The organism is Streptomyces sp. NPDC088762 (assembly GCF_044750905.1).
In the GTDB taxonomy this organism is placed as follows: domain Bacteria; phylum Actinomycetota; class Actinomycetes; order Streptomycetales; family Streptomycetaceae; genus Streptomyces.
In genome coordinates, this window is the sequence record NZ_JBIVKT010000009.1 from 250,360 (window position 1) to 268,140 (window position 17,781).

General features: G+C 72.4%; 9 protein-coding genes and 1 pseudogene. 5 read left to right on the forward strand and 5 right to left on the reverse strand.

The window, feature by feature from the left end:
• Positions 1–26: 26 nt before the first annotated feature.
• From ACIP5M_RS21795 to ACIP5M_RS21805, 3 genes are all read left to right on the forward strand, one after another.
• Positions 27–575: a hypothetical protein gene (locus ACIP5M_RS21795; RefSeq protein WP_401199409.1), complete on the forward strand. Its 549-nt coding sequence runs from the start codon at positions 27–29 to the stop codon at positions 573–575.
• Positions 576–712: 137 nt separating this feature from the next.
• On the forward strand, positions 713–1,093 hold the full coding sequence (locus ACIP5M_RS21800) for a YybH family protein (RefSeq protein ID WP_401199411.1): 381 nt from the start codon (positions 713–715) through the stop codon (positions 1,091–1,093).
• A 72-nt stretch (positions 1,094–1,165) separates the two neighbouring features.
• Complete coding sequence (locus tag ACIP5M_RS21805; RefSeq protein ID WP_401199413.1) at positions 1,166–1,582, forward strand: YybH family protein; 417 nt, start codon at positions 1,166–1,168, stop codon at positions 1,580–1,582.
• Positions 1,583–1,655: 73 nt separating this feature from the next.
• Here the strand turns inward: ACIP5M_RS21805 and ACIP5M_RS21810 are convergent, their stop codons facing one another.
• Positions 1,656–1,859 carry a ferredoxin gene (locus ACIP5M_RS21810; RefSeq protein WP_401199415.1) on the reverse strand — a complete coding sequence of 68 codons (204 nt, stop codon included), beginning with the start codon at positions 1,857–1,859 and terminating at the stop codon, positions 1,656–1,658.
• Between the two features lie 172 nt (positions 1,860–2,031).
• On the opposite strand from ACIP5M_RS21810, the gene ACIP5M_RS21815 reads away from it, so the two are divergent.
• Positions 2,032–2,565: a flavin reductase family protein gene (locus tag ACIP5M_RS21815; RefSeq protein ID WP_401199417.1), complete on the forward strand. Its 534-nt coding sequence runs from the start codon at positions 2,032–2,034 to the stop codon at positions 2,563–2,565.
• Between the two features lie 107 nt (positions 2,566–2,672).
• Here the strand turns inward: ACIP5M_RS21815 and ACIP5M_RS21820 are convergent, their stop codons facing one another.
• The 3 genes and pseudogenes from ACIP5M_RS21820 to ACIP5M_RS21830 form a co-directional block, all read right to left on the reverse strand.
• Positions 2,673–4,220, reverse strand: coding sequence for an aspartate aminotransferase family protein (locus ACIP5M_RS21820; protein WP_401199419.1), 1,548 nt, complete (start codon positions 4,218–4,220; stop codon positions 2,673–2,675).
• A gap of 220 nt (positions 4,221–4,440) precedes the next feature.
• A complete protein-coding gene (locus ACIP5M_RS21825; RefSeq protein WP_401199421.1) occupies positions 4,441–10,686 on the reverse strand; it encodes a thioester reductase domain-containing protein in 6,246 nt (2,081 codons plus the stop codon).
• 44 nt (positions 10,687–10,730) lie between these two features.
• Positions 10,731–15,854, reverse strand: a pseudogene (locus ACIP5M_RS21830) (SDR family NAD(P)-dependent oxidoreductase); the annotation flags it as partial.
• A 353-nt stretch (positions 15,855–16,207) separates the two neighbouring features.
• On the opposite strand from ACIP5M_RS21830, the gene ACIP5M_RS21835 reads away from it, so the two are divergent.
• Complete coding sequence (locus ACIP5M_RS21835) at positions 16,208–17,383, forward strand: acyl-CoA dehydrogenase family protein (protein ID WP_401199423.1); 1,176 nt, start codon at positions 16,208–16,210, stop codon at positions 17,381–17,383.
• A gap of 68 nt (positions 17,384–17,451) precedes the next feature.
• Here ACIP5M_RS21835 and ACIP5M_RS21840 read toward each other — a convergent pair whose 3' ends face one another.
• Positions 17,452–17,769 (reverse strand): winged helix-turn-helix transcriptional regulator, encoded by a 318-nt coding sequence (locus tag ACIP5M_RS21840; RefSeq protein ID WP_401199425.1) that lies wholly within the window; start codon positions 17,767–17,769, stop codon positions 17,452–17,454.
• Between the last annotated feature and the right edge of the window lie 12 nt (positions 17,770–17,781).

The window sequence follows — 17,781 nt, forward strand, 5'->3', positions numbered from 1 at the left end:
CCACATGGAATGAGGAGAGACCAACCATGGCCATGGGCATGGACATGGGCACGGAAGACGAGGCCGGCCTCTGGGAAACCGCAGCGGTCGGGCGCAGATTCGTCGACGTGCTCAACGAGGGCCTGTCCCGCTCCGCGGCGCTGCGCACCCGGGCGTCGTCCCCGAGCCAGGAGTCCAGGGTGCGGACGTCCGGAGGGCGGCGCGGCGGCCCGGAGCCTTCCGACCCCTTCGTCGCCGCGGTGATGGCGGGCTACGAGACGGCCCTGGGAGCGGCGCTCGCTCCCAGGGAACGGCACGACCAGGAGCTGCGCGCGGTGCTGCTGCGCCGCGGCGGCGAAGTGCTCGCGCAGGCTTCGCTCCTGGCCGGCCGGCCCGTGGGGCACCCGGCGACGCGGGTGGTCCGGCGCCTGGCGCCGGACCAGGAGGCGATGGTGCTCAGCCTGCTCATGGGGTGCGCCGTACTCGCCGCCCTGAACGAGGAATCGCCCTGGCCTCCGGAATGCCGGCCCGCCGATCTCATCAAGACGCTGGGCCGCCTGGCGGGGCAGGTGCCGGCCCCCGCGGGAACGGCCTGAGTTTCCCGCGCGGCCGAATATCGCATTACTTCGTAATGGGTGGGCGGTGGACGTGGCCCGGATATTCTCCCGGGAGTTGCCTTCGCAACACAATGACGTGCGCATTCCGGCAGGCGGGAAAAGGGAGAATTCTCATCATGGCGAAACTCACCACCGACGTCGCACAGCACACCGCGATCTATGTGGAGGCGTTCAACAGGGGTGACGCGGACGCCGTCAACGCGATGTACACGGAAGAGGCCGTCGCGGTCTGGGAGCCCGGAGTTCCGCTGTCCGGACAGGACCGGATCGACGCGGTCAAGGAGTTCCTCGCCCGCGGCCCGAAGATGACGGCCGTGCCGCGGCAGTCCTTCGTCACGGGGGACACCGCGCTGCTGATCGTCGACTGGACCATCGACACCAAGGACGCCGACGGCAACCCGGAGCACCTGGAGGGCGTCGGCGTCGACGTCCTGCGCCTGAACGCCGACGGCCACTGGCTCTACGCCATCGACGACCCGTACGGCGAGGAGAAGTAGCTCCGCCGGCCCCACCGGGCCCACCCGTCAATCTCGTGCCGACAACAAAGAAAGTGGGAGGGGACATTTTCCATGGCCATCACCGTTGACATCGACTACGACAAGCCGGATCTGACCGACGACACCGACCAGCAGAACGAGATATTCCTCCAGGTGTTCAACTCGGGTGACGGCGAGCTGTTCGACCGCCTGTACCGGCAGGACGCGATCTCGAACTTCTCGGGCACGCCGCTCACCGGCGCGGAGCGCCTGAAGTTCTTCAAGGATTTCCTCGCCCTGAAGCCGGCCCTCCAGGCGAAGGTGACCCATTCCTACGTCGCCGGCGACGTGGCGCTCATCGGCGTCGAGTTCCGCATCGACGGCACGGACGCGGACGGCAAGCCCCTGCACATCGAGGGCAAGTGCACCGACGTGCTGCGCCGCGTGGAGGACGGCCGCTGGCTCATGGCGGTCGACCGTCCGGTCGCCGGCAGCCTGCTCCCCGAGTAACCGCGCACGGACACGTGCCCCCGTACCGAAGCGGTACGGGGGCACGTGCATGCCGGCCGGCGGCGCGCTGCCGTCAGGGGGTGTCGAGCAGAACGGCCCCGCCGGGGCAGCATTCGGCGACGTCCTGGGCCGACTCGATGTCGCGGGGATCGGTGAGTTCGCGGACGAGGACCTCGCCGCGGCCGTCTTTCGCCAGCCGGAACAGACGCGGGTGCATGGCGGCGCAGAGCCCGGAGCCCATACACGCCATCTTGTCGACCTTGAGGGGCGTCGTCACGTGGATTCCTTCGGTGTCGAGGGTGCCGTCGGTCCCACCTTGCCGTGCGCCTTCCATCTGCCGGTCATCGCCGGGTACTCCCGGCCGGGAACAGGGAGCGGTTACTCGGTGATGAGTGCCCAAGGAATTGCGAAGCCTATGTTCATTACATGAGTCTCTCGAAGGGTCCGGCATGAATTCTGCGTCCGCTGAGGAAACCATCAACCGAATCCCGATGGACTCGGTCGAATTGCGCGAGGCGATGTCCCGCTTCGCGACCGGCGTCATCGTGATCAGCGTCGGTGGGGAGAACATCCACGGGATGACGGCCAACGCGTTCAGTTCGGTCTCCCTCAAACCGCCGACGGTGCTGTGTTCGGTGTCCCACAGCGCGGTCATGCACCAGGCGATCACGGCGGGGCGCCGTTTCGGCATCTCCGTCCTGGACGCGGAGCAGGAGCGGTTGGCCCGCTACTTCGCCGACAAAAACAGGCCCCTGGGCCCCGAGCAGTTCAGCGGACTGGACTGGGAGCCGGGGCCGCTGACGCAGGCTCCGCTGCTGCGGGGCGCGCTCGCCTGGCTGGAGTGCGAACTGGAGGAGTCCCACGACAGCGGCGACCACTCCATCTTCATCGGCCGGGTGGTGCGTGCCGCCACCTCACGCGCCTCGTCCGCGCTGCTCTTCTTCAACGGGGCGTTCCAGCAGATCGGCCCCGGCTCCCCGTGAGACGCGGGGCGGCGGAGAAGGGCACCTGGCCATAGAGGAAGGGCGCCCGGCAGTAGAGAGGGGGGCCGGCGGATACCGCCGGCCCCCCTCACTGGTCCGCTCCCGGATCACGCGGGCGGCGCGAGACGGGCTCCGTCCTGGTCGCGGAGGATCGTGCACACCTCGCGCAGAGCCGCCCCCAGCCGGTCGATCTCGGCGTCGGAGACCTCGACGGACGGCTCGAACCGCAGGGTGGTCACGGCGCTGGCCGTGGGGAAGGTCCGCACGCGGTGCTCCCGCAGCAGGAACCCCGCGACGACGTAGCCGAAGAAGCCGCCCCGCGCGATCTCCCGGATGACCGGCGACTCGGCATCCGACTGGTCCCGGAACTCCAGCCCGAGCATCAGGCCCCGGCCCCGCACCTCCTTCACCACGGTGGGGAATTCGGCCCGGACGGCTTCGAGGGTGGAGGCCAGCCGCTCACCGCGCTCGCCGGCGAGCCGGTAGACCCGGCCGCCGTCGGCCTCCAGCATCTCGAGGGTCTTGAGGGCGATCAGGGACGAGAAGCTGTCCTTCGCGAAGGTGGAACTGTGGACGATCTCGAACTCCCGCCGGTAGCGGGCCCGGCGGACCAGCATCACGGCCGTCTTGGCGATTCCGCCGCCGAGGCTCTTGGCCAGGGTGTAGTAGTCGCCCCGCAGGCCGGTGAACGAGCTGGCGAGGAAGGCCCCCGACCTGCCCATCCCGCTCTGGATCTCGTCCACGACGATCGGGCAGTCGATCTCGGCGCACACCGCCTGGATCTCCTGGGTGAACTCGCGGCTCAGCACCCTGATGCCGCCCTCGCCCTGGATGGGCTCCAGGACGAAGGCGCAGAAGACCGGCAGGGCCCGCTCCACGACCCGTACCGCACCGTCGGCGACGTGCAGGTCGAGCAGGGTCGCACGCTCCTCGTCGACGATCCGCTTGAGCTCTCCGGGCTGATCGCACGGTACGAACCTGGCCTGCGCGGCGAGCGAGCTGAAGGGGGCCCGGTAGCCCTCGTTGTGCGTCAGCTGGACGCTGCCGACCAGCTTGCCGTGGAAGGAACCCTCGGGGGCGAGGAAGAGCGGCGGCCGCGAGAACTGTTCCTCGTTCTTCCGTTCCACCTCCGCAGCCAGCTGCTCGAAGTCCTCGGTGCCCGGCAGGACCGCGGCGCCGCTGCGGACCGCCGCCCGCGCGCTGTCGACGTGCCCGGCGATCTCCGCCCTGATGGCCGCGATGCGCATCCCGCGGTCGAGTTCGGCGTGCTTGACGGCCGCCTCGACCGCCTCGGCCCCGCTGTTGGCGAAGATCGCGAAGTACGGCTCGTCGTCCCCGAGTTCACGCTGGACGATCACGTTCAGGGCGCGCGCGACATCGTTGGCGTACGGGTGCCGGGAGAACTGGGCGTGGATCGGAGTCCCGGCGTCCAGCAGCGATTTCGCGTAGGCGACGATCTCGGGATTGTTGTGCCCGAGCAGCACCGAGCCGTATCCGCCGGCGAAATCCGCCACCGGAATCTCCTCGCCCTGCGCATCCAGCCGGTAGAGCGTGTTTCCCTCGGAACGTACGTATTCGACGTCGAGCCCGGCACTCGCCAGGACCTCGCGCAGATACGGCTCGGCAAGTTCGAGCCGGGCGGATGCGGAATTCATGTCGCCTCCTTGTCGGCCGGGTGAGGCAACGCCGCCCGGCGGTTCCGCTGCGTTCTCGTGCGTTCTTGATTCGCCCCCGCACCCTAAAGGCCGTGAGTTCCGCGCATTCCAGTGCGCGTCCACCCCCGGGTCATTTCCCGTGGAGGTCGGGTCGTGGGCGGCGGATGACCGGGAACCGCGCAGGACCGGCAGGCCCCGCGCGGTTCCCGGCCCGGCCGGTTCAGCCGGCCGCGGGGAAGTGCTTCTGCTCGACGAAGAAGGTCACGTACTTCTCGAAGAGCTCCCGGCTCAGCGGCGGGCAGACGATGCCGCTGCCCGCCAGCGCCGCGTCCGTCTCGCCGGTGTCGATCGGCGGGTAGAAGGCGTCCGTGTCCGAGGTCATCATCTCGAAGGCGTGCAGCAGCGGCTGGACCGCGTTCGCGCGGTCGTTCCCGACCCGCTCGCTCCACGTCTCCCAGTCCAGGTCGTCCAGCCGGTAACCGAGCCCGCGCAGGTACTCGGCGCACCGGCCCAGGCTCAGCGAGCTCGCGTTGAAGAGCTGGAACGTCCCGCCCGCCCTGTCGGGCATCCGGGAGATGGCGGTGATGGCCGCACTGACGTAGTCCACCGGCAGCAGGTGGAAGCGGCCCCCCACGCCCGCGGGCACCCCCTTGGCCTGGATCAGACCCTTGAGGCTCAGCCAGACGAAGTCCCGCGTCTGGCAGGCGCCGTTGACCTGATCGCCGGAGATCACGTCGACGCGGTAGACGGACACGGGCAGTCCGCGGTCCCGGGCGAGACCGATCATCTGCTCCGCGACCCACTTGCTCTGCAGGTAGCCGCTCGGCAGCAACTCCGCGGGGCCCGTCGGGTCGGTCGCCTTCAGCGGCACACCCTCCTGCGCCACCCCGTTGAAGACACCCACGGTCGACACGTAGTGCACCGGAACCGTGCGGTGCAGGGCCGCGAGCCGCAGCACCTCCTCGGTACCGGAGACGTTGGCGGCCTTCAGAGCCGTGTACGGATGCAGCCAGTGGACCTGGGCGCCGTTGTGGTAGACCACGTCGACGGTCCTGGCCAGCCGGTCGAAGTCCGCGGCGTCCAGCCCGAGGCGCGGCCGGGCCAGGTCGCCGACCACGAGGGACAGCCGGTCGGGATCGATGTCCTCCCACACCCGGTACCAGAGCAGGTTCTCCTGGAGCCGCTCCCACGCCTCGGCCTCGTCCGCACCGCGTACGAGGCAGTGCACGCGCGCCCGCGTGGTGCGCATCAGGTCGCGCAGGAGGAAGGCGCCCAGGAACCCGGTCGCGCCGGTCAGCAGGATCTCCTGCGGATCGACCGCCGCCCGGACGGTCACGGGCGCGGGACGCACGTCGTCGGCGAGCCGGACCTCGGCGGCGAAGTCCACGCCCGGCGCGTTCGCCTCCCCGCTGCCCGCCGAGAGCACCTCGGAGTGCAGATGCGCGGCGAGGTCCGCCGGCGTCGGATGGTCGAAGACCAGGGTCGCGGCGAGCCGGAGCCCGGTGGCCGAGGCCAGCCGGTTGCGCAGCTCGACGGAGGTCAGCGAGTCGAAGCCCAGCGTGCCGAGGGGCTGTTCGGCGCTGAAGCCGGTCGGGCCCGTGTGCCCGAGCACCCCGGCCATCTCGTGGAACACCACGTCGAGGATGACGCTCCGCTGGTCCTGCGCCGGGAGCCCGTCGAGCCGCTCGGCGAGCGAACCGGTGCCGGCGCCGCTGTTCCGGGCCGCGGGGCGGGCGGGGGAGCGGACCAGGGAGCCCAGCAGTGCGGGGACCTTCCGCTGCCTTCGTACCGCGGCCGCGTCCAGCGGCGTGGCGACCACCGCCGCCCTGCCCAGACCGAGGGCGCCGTCGAGCAGCTCCGGCCCCTGTGCCGTTTCGACCGGCTTGAAACCGCTGCGTGCGATCCGCCTGCGATCGGCCTCCGTCAGGTCCGCGGTGATGCCGCTGGACTGGGCCCACAGTCCCCAGGCGATGGAGGTCGCGGGCAGGCCCTGGTGGGTGCGGTGCTGGGCGAGGGCGTCGAGGTAGGCGTTGGCGGCCGCGTAGTTGGCCTGGCCGGGTCCGCCGATGACGCCGGCGATGGAGGAGAAGAGGACGAAGGCGGAGAGGTCCAGGTCTCGGGTGAGCTCGTGGAGGTGCCATGCGGAGTCCACCTTGGGGCGCATGACGGCGGCGAGCCGGTCGGGGGTGAGGGAGGCGACGAGTGCGTCGTCGATCGTTCCCGCGGTGTGGACGACGTGGCTGAGGGGGCGGTCCGCGGGGAGGGAGGCGAGCAGCCCGGCGAGCGCGTCGCGGTCCGCCACGTCGCAGGCGGTGAGGGTGACGCGCGCGCCGAGGCCGGTGAGTTCGGTCTCCAGGTCGGCCGCTCCGGGGGCCTGCGGGCCGCGCCGGCTCACGAGCAGCAGGTCGCGTACGCCGTGCTCCGTGATGAGGTGGCGGGCGACGGTGGCGCCGAGGGTGCCGGTACCGCCGGTGATGAGCGTGGTGCCGTGGGGGTTCCAGGTGCCGGTGGGCGTGGTGAGGGGGGTGAGGCTGCGCTGGAGCCGGGGCGTGTGGAGTCGGCCGTTGCGCAGGGCGAGTTGGGGTTCGCCGAGGGCGAGTGCGGCGGCGAGCGTGTCCGGGTGGAGCTCGGTGCCGGTGTCCGTGTCGATGAGGACGATGCGGTCGGGGGCCTCTGCCTGCGCGGAGCGCAGGAGGCCCCAGACGGCGGCCGCCGCGAGGTCGGTCGTGTCCTCCCCCTCGGTGGTGGCCACGGCGCCGCGGGTGATGACGACGAGGGGGGTTTCGGTGAGCGTGTCGTCCGCCAGGTGTTCCCGGGCCCGGGCCAGCACGTTCCCAACCGCCGCGTGGACGGCTTCGGGGCCGGGCGGCGACGGATCGAGCGGCAGCAGTACGGCGTCCCGCGCGCCCGGGGGCCCGTCCACCGGCCGCACCGGTGTCCACTCGACGTGGTAAAGGGCGTCGTGGTTGCGTACCCGCGCCTCGGCGAGCTCTGCCGCACCGACCGTACGGAACGCCAGGGAGGCGATGCTCGCCACCGGCTGCCCCGCCTGGTCGGCCAGCCGCAGCGAGACCGTGCCGTCGGCACCGGGCACCGTCCACACCCGCAGCGAGGTCGCCCCGGCGGCGTGGAGCCGGACCCCGCCCCACTCGGCGGCCGACCGCGCCGGGTCGCCGTCCGTGGGCGCCCCCGCCACGGAACGGACGGCCGCGTCGAGCAGGACCGGATGCAGCCCGTAACCCGACACGTCCGCCGCGAGGTCGTCCGGCAGTCGTACCTCCGCGAAGGGCGCGCCGTCCGGTTCGAACGGGGCCTCGCCAGGCTCGGGTCCGAGCCTGCCCTCCGCGACGAGGGTCCACGGCGCGTCGGTGCCGTCGGGGCGGGCGTGCACGGTCAGGGACCGCAGACCGGCGTCGCCGGCCGGGCCCACCGCGACCTGCAGCTGCGCCCCGCCGTGGGCGGGGACCACGAGCGGCGTGCGGACCGACAGCTCCTCGAGGACCGGGGTACCCGCTTCGTCCCCGGCCCGGACCGCCAGCTCCACGAGGACGGACTCCGGCGCCATCGACCCCGCCGACCAGGGCTGGGCCGAGGCCAGGAGACGGCCGCTGAACAGCAGCTCGTCCGCGCCGGCCACCGGGACCGCAGCCCCGAGCAGGGGGTGACCCGTCTCGACGAGACCCAGACCCGCGGCGTCCCCGGGGGCGGTCGCGTCCACCCAGTAGCGCTCGCCCTGGAACGCGTACGTGGGCAGGTCGACCCGCCGGGCCCCGGTCCCGGCGAAGAACGCCTCCCAGTCGAGGGGACCGCCGCAGGTGTACAGCTCGCCGAGGCCCGTCACCAGCGTGTCGGTCTCGGGCCGCGCCCGGCGCAGCAGCGGCACGGCCGTGTACCCGTCACCGTCGAGCGTGGCCCGCGTCAGGGCGGTCAGCACGTCGTCGGGACCGATCTCGACGAACTTCGTCACCCGCAGCCCGGCCAGGGACCGCACGGCGGCCGCGAAGAGGACCGGGCGGCGGACCTGCTCCACCCAGTAGTCGGGGGAGCCCAGCTGCTCGGCCGTGGCCGGCTCTCCGGACAGCGTCGACACGATCGGGATGGCCGGTGCGTGGTAGGTCAGCCCGGCGGCGACCTCGCGGAACGCGCCGAGCATGGCGTCCATGTGCGCGGAGTGGAAGGCGTGGCTCACCGCGAGCGGCTTGGTCTTGCGGCCCTGGGCGGCGAGCCGGGCGGCCACCTCCGCGGCGGCCTGCGCGTCGCCGGAGATGACGACGGACTGCGGTGCGTTGACGGCGGCTATGCCGACGCCGTCGGTGAGGTGGGGGGTGATGTCGTCCTCGGTGGCCTGGATGGCGATCATGGCGCCGCCTTCGGGCAGTGCCTGCATGAGGCGGGCGCGGGCGCTGACGAGTTGGGCGGCGTCGGGGAGGGTGAGGACTCCGGCGACGTGTGCGGCGGCGAGTTCGCCGATGGAGTGTCCGGCGAGGTAGTCGGGGCGTACGCCCCAGGACTCCACGAGGCGGAAGAGGGCCACCTCCAGCGCGAACAGCGCGGGCTGGGTGAACCCGGTGCGGTCCAGGCCCTCGCCGGTGCGGATCACCTCGGCGACCGGCCGGTCCAGGTACGGATCCAGCTCGGCGGCGACCGCGTCGAAGGCCGAGGCGAACACCGGGTGGGTCTCGTACAACTCCCGTCCCATTCCGGCGCGTTGTGCGCCCTGCCCGGTGAAGAGGAAGGCGGTCTTGCCGTCCCGCCGCACGCCGCGTACGACGCCCGGCGCCGGCTCCCCTTCGGCCAGTGAGCGCAGCGCCGCCAGCAGGCTCCCGCGGTCCCGGCCGGTCACCGCCGCCCGGTGGTCCATCGCCGAGCGGCTGGTCGCCAGCGCGTACGCCACATCGGCCGGGGAGAGCCCCGGATCCTCCTCGACCCTGGAGCGGAGGCGCCCGGCCTGCGCGGCCAGCGCCTGGGGAGTCCTGCCGGAGAGCACCCACGGAACGACGGGCAGCGGCAGCGGGGCGGCGCCGGTCTCCTCGGAGGGCACGGGTTCGGGAGCGGGCGGCTGTTCGAGCACCACATGGGCGTTGGTGCCGCTCACGCCGAACGCGGACACCGCGGCGCGGTACGGCTCGCCGGTCCGGGGCCACGGGCGGGCCTCGGTGAGCAGTTCGACCGCACCCGACTCCCAGTCGACCATCGGCGTGGGCGCGTCGACGTGCAGCGTCTTCGGCAGGACCCCGTGCCGCATCGCCTGGACCATCTTGATGACGCCGCCGACGCCCGCCGCGGCGACCGTGTGGCCGATGTTGGACTTCAGCGACCCGAGGTAGAGCGGCCGGCCCTCCGGCCTGTTCCGGCCGTAGGTGGCGAGGAGCGCCTGCGCCTCGATCGGGTCGCCGAGCCGCGTGCCCGTGCCGTGGGCCTCGACCACGTCCACATCCGCCGGGTCCAGCCGGGCATGGGCGAGGGCCTGCCTGATCACCCGCTCCTGGGACGGGCCGTTCGGCGCCGTCAGGCCGTTGCTCGCGCCGTCCTGGTTCACCGCGGAACCGCGGATCACGGCCAGCACGGTGTGACCGTTGCGCCGCGCGTCCGACAGCTTCTCCAGCAGGACGAGCCCGACGCCCTCGGACCAGGCGGTGCCGTCGGCCGCCGCGGCGAAGGACTTGATCCGGCCGTCGGGGGCCAGACCGCCCTGCCGGGAGAAGTCGACGAAACCGCCCGGGGTCGCCGTCACCGTGACGCCGCCGGCCAGGGCCAGCGTTGACTCGCCCAGACGCACCGACTGCGCCGCCTGGTGCAGGGCCACGAGCGAGGACGAGCATGCGGTGTCGACCGAGACGGCGGGGCCCTCCAGGCCGAAGGTGTAGGCGACGCGGCCGGAGACGACGCTGCTGAGCTTGCCCGTCATCAGGTAGCCCTCGAACTCCTCGGGCCCCTCCAGGCCGAGATAGCTCTGCTCCACGACTCCGGCGAACACGCCGGTCCTGCTGCCCTTCAGGGTGGCCGGGTCGATGCCCGCCTGCTCGAACGTCTCCCAGGCGACCTCCAGCAGGAGGCGCTGCTGGGGATCCATCGACTGTGCCTCGCGCGGTGAGATCCCGAAGAACGCGGCGTCGAACCGGTCCGCGTCGTGCAGGAACCCGCCTTCCCTGGTGTAGGAGGTGCCGGGCTGGTTCGGGTCGGGGTCGTAGAGCCGCTCCAGGTCCCAGCCGCGGTTGGTGGGGAACTCCGTGATCGCGTCACGCCCCTCCGCGACGAGCTGCCACAGGTCGTCGGGCGAGCCGACCGAACCCGGGAAGCGGCAGGCCATCCCGACGATGGCGACGGGTTCGGTGCTCTCCGCCTCCATCTCGGCGATGCGCTGCCGGGCCTTCTGCAGGTCCGCCGTCACCCACTTGAGGTACTCGACAAGCTTCTCTTCCTTGTCGGCCTTGTTGGCCGTGTCTGCCTTGTCTGCCTTGGCCATGCGGAAATCAGTCTCCCCTGGAGGTGTGGACGTGGGCGGAACGGTCAGCGGGCAGCGCGGCCGAGCGCGGTGTCGATGAAGTCGAAGAGCTCGTCCGCCGACGCCGACTCGATCCGGTCGGACAGCTCGTCGTCACCCCCGGTGGCGGCGAGCTTCGCCGCGAGCGCCTGGAGCCGCCCGGCCAGCGTGCCGCGCAGGCCCTCGTCCTCCGGGACGGTCTCCAGGAGCACCTCGAGCCTGCCGAGTTCGGCGAGCAGGGGCTGGGCGGCGTCGGGCGTCTCGGGCATGAGGCGGATCCGCAGGTGGGCCGCGAGGGCGGCCGGCGACGGATGGTCGAAGACCAGGGTGGCGGGCAGCCGGATCCCGGCGGCGGTGTTGAGCCGGTTGCGCAGCTCGACGGCGGTCATGGAGTCGAAGCCCAGCTCCTGGAAGGCCCGTTCGGGATCGACCGCCTGGGCGTCGGCGTAGCCGAGGACCCCCGCCACCTCGGTCCGTACGAGGGACAGCAGCAGCTCGTGCTGTTCCTGCTCGGTGAGTCCCGCGAGCCGCCGGGCCGGCGACTCACCGCCGGCCTGCCGGGCCTTGCGGCGCACGGGAGCCGCGACGAGGCCGCGCAGGATCGCGGGGACGTGGCCCGAGGCCCGTACCGCGGCGACGTCGAGGGGCGTCGCCACCGGGGCGGCCGCACCCGACGCGAGCGCGGCGTCGAAGAGTGCGAGACCTTCCTGCTCGGAAACCGGTCGCAGCCCTTCCCGGGCGAACCGCCTGAGGTCGCTCTCGGTGAGCCGGCCGCCCGCCTCCCACAGTCCCCAGGCGATGGAGGTGGCGGGCAGGCCCTGATGGATGCGGTGGTGGGCGAGGGCGTCGAGGTAGGCGTTGGCGGCCGCGTAGTTGGCCTGGCCGGTTCCGCCGATGACGCCAGCGAGGGACGAGAAGAGGACGAAGTGGGTGAGGTCGTGGGTGCGGGTGAGGTCGTGGAGGTGCCGTGCGGTGTCGGCTTTGGGGCGCAGGACGGTGGTGAGCTGCCGGGGGGTGAGCGCGGTGATCAGGGCGTCGTCGAGGGTGCCGGCGGTGTGGATGACGGAGGTGAGGGGGTGTGGTGCCGGGATGCTGTCGATGAGGGCGGCGAGCTGGTCGCGGTCGGCGGTGTCGCAGGCGGTGACGGTGACGTGGGCGCCGAGTGCGCTGAGCTCGGCGGCCAGGTCCTGGGCGCCCGGTGCCGCAAGCCCTTGCCTGCTCGTGAGCAGCAGGTGGCGTACGCCGTGTCGGGTCACCAGGTGGCGGGCGATGACGGCGCCGAGGGTGCCGGTGCCGCCGGTGACGAGGGTGGTGCCGTCGGGGTTCCAGCCTGCGGTGGTGGGCGCGGGCGCGGGGGCGGAGATGCGGTGGAGCCGCGGGGCGTGGAAACGGTCCCGGCGTAACGCGAGTTGGGGTTCGCCCAGGGTGAGTGCGGCGGCGAGTGTTTCGGATGGCAGGTCGGTGTCGGTGTCGGTGTCGGTGTCGATGAGGATGATGCGGTCGGGTGCTTCCGTCTGTGCGGAGCGCAGGAGGCCCCAGACGGCTGCCGCTGCCAGGTCCGTGGTGTCTTCGCCGCCGACGGAGACGGCGCCCCGGGTGAGGACGACGAGCGGGGTGTCGGCGAGGGCGTCGTCGGCGAGGTGTTCCTGGAGCCGGGCCAGCACCCGCCCAACCGCCGTTTCCGGATCCGTACCCGGCTCGTGCCGCAGCAGTTCGCGGGGTTCCGTGCCGGACGTGGCGACAGCGGGGTCCGCGGAGACCGGTGTCCAGTCGATCCGGAACAGCGGAGTCTGGGCCGCCTCCGCGAACGGGGCGTCGGGGAGCGCCCGGTACTCCAGGGCCCCGACGGAGAGCACCGGGCCGTCCGTCTCGTCGGTCAGCACCACGGAGAAGGCTCCGTCACCGGTCCCGGTCAGGCGCGAGCGCACCGCCGAAGCGCCGGTGGCGTGCAGCCGGACCCCGCGCCAGTGGGCGGGAGCCAGGGCCGTGCCGTCCTGGAGCGCGGCGCCGAGCAGCGCCGGGTGGAGTGCGTAGTCCGGTGCCTCCTCCGCGAGCTCGTCCGGGAGCCGGAACTCCTCGCTCGCGCCCGGTCCCGGGGCCGTCCCGGCCGCGCCGGCGGGCAGGGCGCGTTCGGCCGGCAAGGTCCCTTCTGCCACCAGGGTGCCTTCCGCGAGCAGGGTCCACGGGGCGTCGTCCCCTGCGGGCCGCGCGTGGACGGTCAGGCCGCGGCGCCCGCCGTCTCCTGCCGCCCCCACGCCGACCTGGAGCTCCACGTCTCCGCGCTCGGGCAGCACCAGCTGTGCGTGTACCGCCAGCTCCTCGAGGACGCCGGTGCCCGCCTCGTCACCGGCCCGCACGGCCAGCTCCACCCAGGCGGAGGCCGAGGCCGCCGGATCCGCGAGCCAGGGGTGCGTACGCGCCGACACGCGACCCGAGAGGAGCAGTTCGTCCGAGCCGGCCACCCGCACCAGGCCGCTCAGGACGGGATGCCCGATGCCGCCGGCGCCGGCCCCCGCGGCCCCGGCCGACGTGTCGGGTTCGAGCCAGTGACGGCGCCGCCGGAAGGCGTACGTGGGCAGGTCGACCCCGTGCGCGGCGTGGCCGGGCGGGAAGAGGGCCGCCCAGTCGACGGAGGAGCCGGTGGTGAAGGCGGCGGCGAGCGCGGTGAGCGCGGTGCGGGCTTCGGGCCGGCCGGTGCGCAGGGCGGGCACCGCCGTCATGCCGTCGCTCACGCCCTCGGCCAGGGCGGACAGGACACCGTCGGGGCCCAGTTCGAGGCAGGTGGTGACGCCGGCGTCGTCGAGCGTGCGGAGCGCGTCGTGGAAGCGCACGGCCTGCCTCACCTGCTCCACCCAGTAGTCGGGCGAGGTCAGTTCCCGCGCGGCGAGCCGGCCGGTGACCGTGGAGACGACCGGGATGGCGGGTTCCTTGTAGGACAGGGACCGGGCGACCGCCCTGAACTCGGCGAGCATGGGTTCCATCAGCGGCGAGTGGAAGGCGTGCGAGACCTTGAGGCGCCGCGACTTGTGCCCCGAGCCCTCGAAGTGGGCCTGTACGCGCAGCGCCGAGGCTTCGTCGCCGGAGATGACGACGGACTGCGGTGCGTTGACGGCGGCTATGCCGACGCCGTCGGTGAGGTGGGGGGTGATGTCGTCCTCGGTGGCCTGGAAGGCGATCATGGCGCCGCCCTCGGGCAGTGCCTGCATGAGGCGGGCGCGGGCGCTGACGAGTTGGGCGGCGTCGGGGAGGGTGAGGACTCCGGCGACGTGTGCGGCGGCGAGTTCGCCGATGGAGTGTCCGGCGAGGTAGTCGGGTCGTACGCCCCAGGACTCCACGAGGCGGAAGAGGGCCACCTCCAGCGCGAACAGCGCGGGCTGGGTGAACTCGGTGCGGTCCAGGCCCTCGCCGGAGGCGATGACCTCGCGCAGGGCCGGGTCGAGCAGTGCGCACACCTCGTCGAACGCGGCCGCGAAGACCGGGAAGGCGGAGTACAACTCCAGTCCCATGCCAGCGCGTTGGGAGCCCTGCCCGGTGAACAGGAAGGCCGTTTTGCCCGCAGCGCGGCTGCCCCGCACCGTTCCCGCGCCCGGCCGGCCCTCGGCGAGCCGGCGCAGCTGCTCCAGGAACTCCGCGGGCCCCTCCGCGAGCAGGACGGCGCGCTCCTCGAAGTGCGTGCGGGCGGTGGCCAGGGAGCGGCCCACCTCCACCGGGGCGGCCTCGGGGGAGCTCTCGGCGTACGACTGCAGTCGCCGCGCCTGGAGCCGCAGGGTCTCCTCGTCCTTCGCCGACAGTACCCACGGCACCACCGGCAGGGGCGGCGGCACCGGGTCCGGCGTGCTGCTCTCCCCGGCCTCCGCCTCGGCCGTGGGCGCCTGCTCGATCACCACGTGCGCGTTGGTCCCGCCGAAGCCGAAGGAGGACACCCCCGCGCGGCGCGGCTCACCGGTCCGGGGCCACGGCCTGGCCTCGGTGAGCAGCTCGACCGCTCCCGCGTCCCAGTCGACACGGCTCGAGGGTTCCTGCGCGTGCAGCGTCCTCGGCAGCACCCCGTGGCGCATCGCCTCCACCATCTTGATGACGCCGCCCACGCCCGCGGCCGCCTGGGCGTGCCCGATGTTCGACTTCAGCGAGCCCAGGTACAGCGGCCGGTCGGCGGCGCGGTCCCGGCCGTAGGTGGCGAGCAGTGCCTGCGCCTCGATCGGGTCGCCGAGCCGCGTGCCCGTGCCGTGGGCCTCGACCGCGTCCACCTCGTGCGGCGCGAGCCCCGCACTCGCCAGGGCCTGCCGGATCACCCGCTCCTGGGACGGGCCGTTCGGCGCCGTCAGCCCGTTGCTCGCACCGTCCTGGTTCACCGCGGAACCGCGGATCACGGCGAGCACCCGGTGGCCGTTGCGCCGGGCGTCCGACAGCCGCTCGACGAGCAGCATCCCGACGCCCTCCGACCAGCCCGTGCCGTCCGCGTGCTCGGAGAAGGAGCGGCAGCGGCCGTCCGCGGAGAGCCCGCGCAACCGGGAGAACTCGATGAACGCGGTCGGCGTGGACATCACCGCCGCACCGCCGGCCAGCGCGAGATCGCACTCACCGTTGCGCAGCGCGGTGGCGGCGAGGTGCATGGCCACCAGTGAGGACGAGCAGGCCGTGTCGACGGTGACCGCCGGCCCTTCGAGCCCGTACGTGTAGGCGAGCCGCCCGGAGGCGATGCTGCCCGCGCTGCCGCTGAAGAGATAGCCCTCGTTGCCCTCGGGCGGCAGCTGGGGCCGTGAGCCGTAGTCGTTGTACATCAGACCGGTGAACACGCCCGTACGGCTTCCGCGCAGCGACTCCGGGGTGATGCCCGCGCGTTCGAAGGCCTCCCACGCCGTCTCCAGGAGCAGGCGCTGCTGCGGGTCGACGGCGAGCGCCTCCCGCGGGGACATCCCGAAGAACTCCGGGTCGAACAGGTCCGCGTCGTGCAGGAAGCCGCCCTGGCGCGTGTACGAGGTGCCCGGCCGGGCAGGGTCGGTGTCGTAGAGGGCGTCCACGTCCCAGCCGCGGTTGGAGGGGAACTCCCCGACCGCGTCCGCCCCGTCGGAGACGAGACGCCACAGGTCCTCAGGAGAGGACACCCCGCCCGGATAACGGCAGGCCATGCCGATGATGGCGATCGGCTCCCGCGCCTTCTCCTGGACGTCTCGCAGATTTCTCCGGGCGTCCCGGGCATCGGCGATGGCCCGCTTGAGGTACTCACGAAGGTCCGATACATCAGCCACGAGATCTCAGCTCCCGAAAAAGTCATCAACAAACCCGCCAAATTACCTTACGTGGACTCTCCGGCCGGGCGTCTAAAACCTGCTCACGCAGCGGTAATCCCGCTCTCTTGACGGGCATTCGGGGCCGGTAATCGACCGCACATCGGCAGCGGGGGCGGCCGGTTACCGGGTGAAGGCCGGGTAATTCGCATTCGGTGGTAATTTTCAGCGCAGTGTGTCCGCGTTGAGAATCACGCATTCCCTGGAGGAGCAGAGTGGCCGAGCAGGAAGAGTTTCAGGCTGTTGTGGACGCGGTGCAGAAAGCCATGGGGCGGCTCAGGGAGAACGGGCGGGCCGCCGAGGAGGGGCGTCGGGTGCCCGACGAGAACATCACCCTCCTCGAGCAGGCCGGCGCGTTCCGGATGGCTGTGCCGCGCCGCTTCGGCGGACTCGGCCTCGGCGTGGCCGAGCAGGCCGAGGTCGTCCGGGACATCTCGCGCGGCTGCCCCTCGACCGGCTGGGACATGACGGTGTGGCTGACCGGCGCCCAGATGGCCGCGCTGTACCCGGACCAGGCCCAGGAGGAGGTCTTCGCGGGCGGCTCGACGCGTGTCTCCATCGGCTTCGCCCCGACCGGCGTGATCGTCCCCACCGAGGGCGGCTACCTCCTGAACGGCAGCTGGAGCTACAACTCCGGCTGCCACTCGGCCGACTGGGACTGTCTCGCGGTGATGCTGGAGCGTCCGGACGGCACGTCCGAGGAGTTCCTCGCGCTCGTGCCCTTGTCGGAACTGTCGATCACCGACGACTGGGACGTCTCCGCGGGCAGCGGCACGGGGAGCGCGACCACGACGGCCAAGGACGTGTTCGTGCCCGCGCACCGGCTCGTCGGCTACGAAGAGCTGATGCTCGGCACCACCGGCAACCGCTGGAACAGCGAGGAGAGCGGACGCAACTACGGCGTCGTCTCGTTCATCATGTCCTTGTACGCCGCGATGGCCATAGGCGCGGCGCGCGGCGCGTACGAGCTGTTCCTGGACCGGCTTCCCGGCCGGGGGATCACCTACACCTCATGGGAGGACCAGGCCCAGCACCCGCTCACGCAGGTGCAGGTCGCCACCGCGGCGAACAAGCTCGATGCCGCCGAGGCCCTCTCCGAGACCTGGCTGCGGCTGCTCCAGGAACGCGCCGACGCCGGCGTGCAGCCGACGGACGCCGAGAAGGCGGTCGTCCGCGGGCAGACCTCCTTCGCGGCGCAGCTGGCCAAGGAGGCGGTGGAGCTCCTCTACACCGCGAGCGGTGCGTCGGTCATCAAGCGCAGCGTGCCCTTCCAGCGCTACCACCGCGACCTCCTGGGCTTCTCCCTGCACGCCCTGACCCAGATCAACGTGAACCACGAACTGCAGGGCCGGGTACTGCTCGGGCTCAGCCCGGACACCACGATCCTCTGAGCACACGTCCGTCGACGCGCAGAAGCCGGGCCCGGGGAGCGATCAGGCCCCGGGCCCGGCGAGCGTCGTCAGAGCCGGTCGCGGCCGGCGGTCGCGAGGTGCGCGGCCCCCCAGTCGCGTACCGGCCGCAGGGCGTCGGCGAGGGAGCGGCCCAGGGGCGTCAGCGAGTACCGGACGTGCTGCTGCACGGGCCCGTGGGCGGTGGCGCACACCTCGCGCCGGATGACGCCGTCGGCTTCCAGCTGCCGCAGTTTCTCGCTCAGCACCTTGTCGCTCACCCCGTGGAGCCGCTGCCTGAGTTCACCGAACCTCCGGTGGCCCGGGTGGAGTTCCCAGAGGATGAGCGCCTTCCATTTGCTCCCGACGAGGCCGAGAGCGGCGATCACGCCGTACGGAGC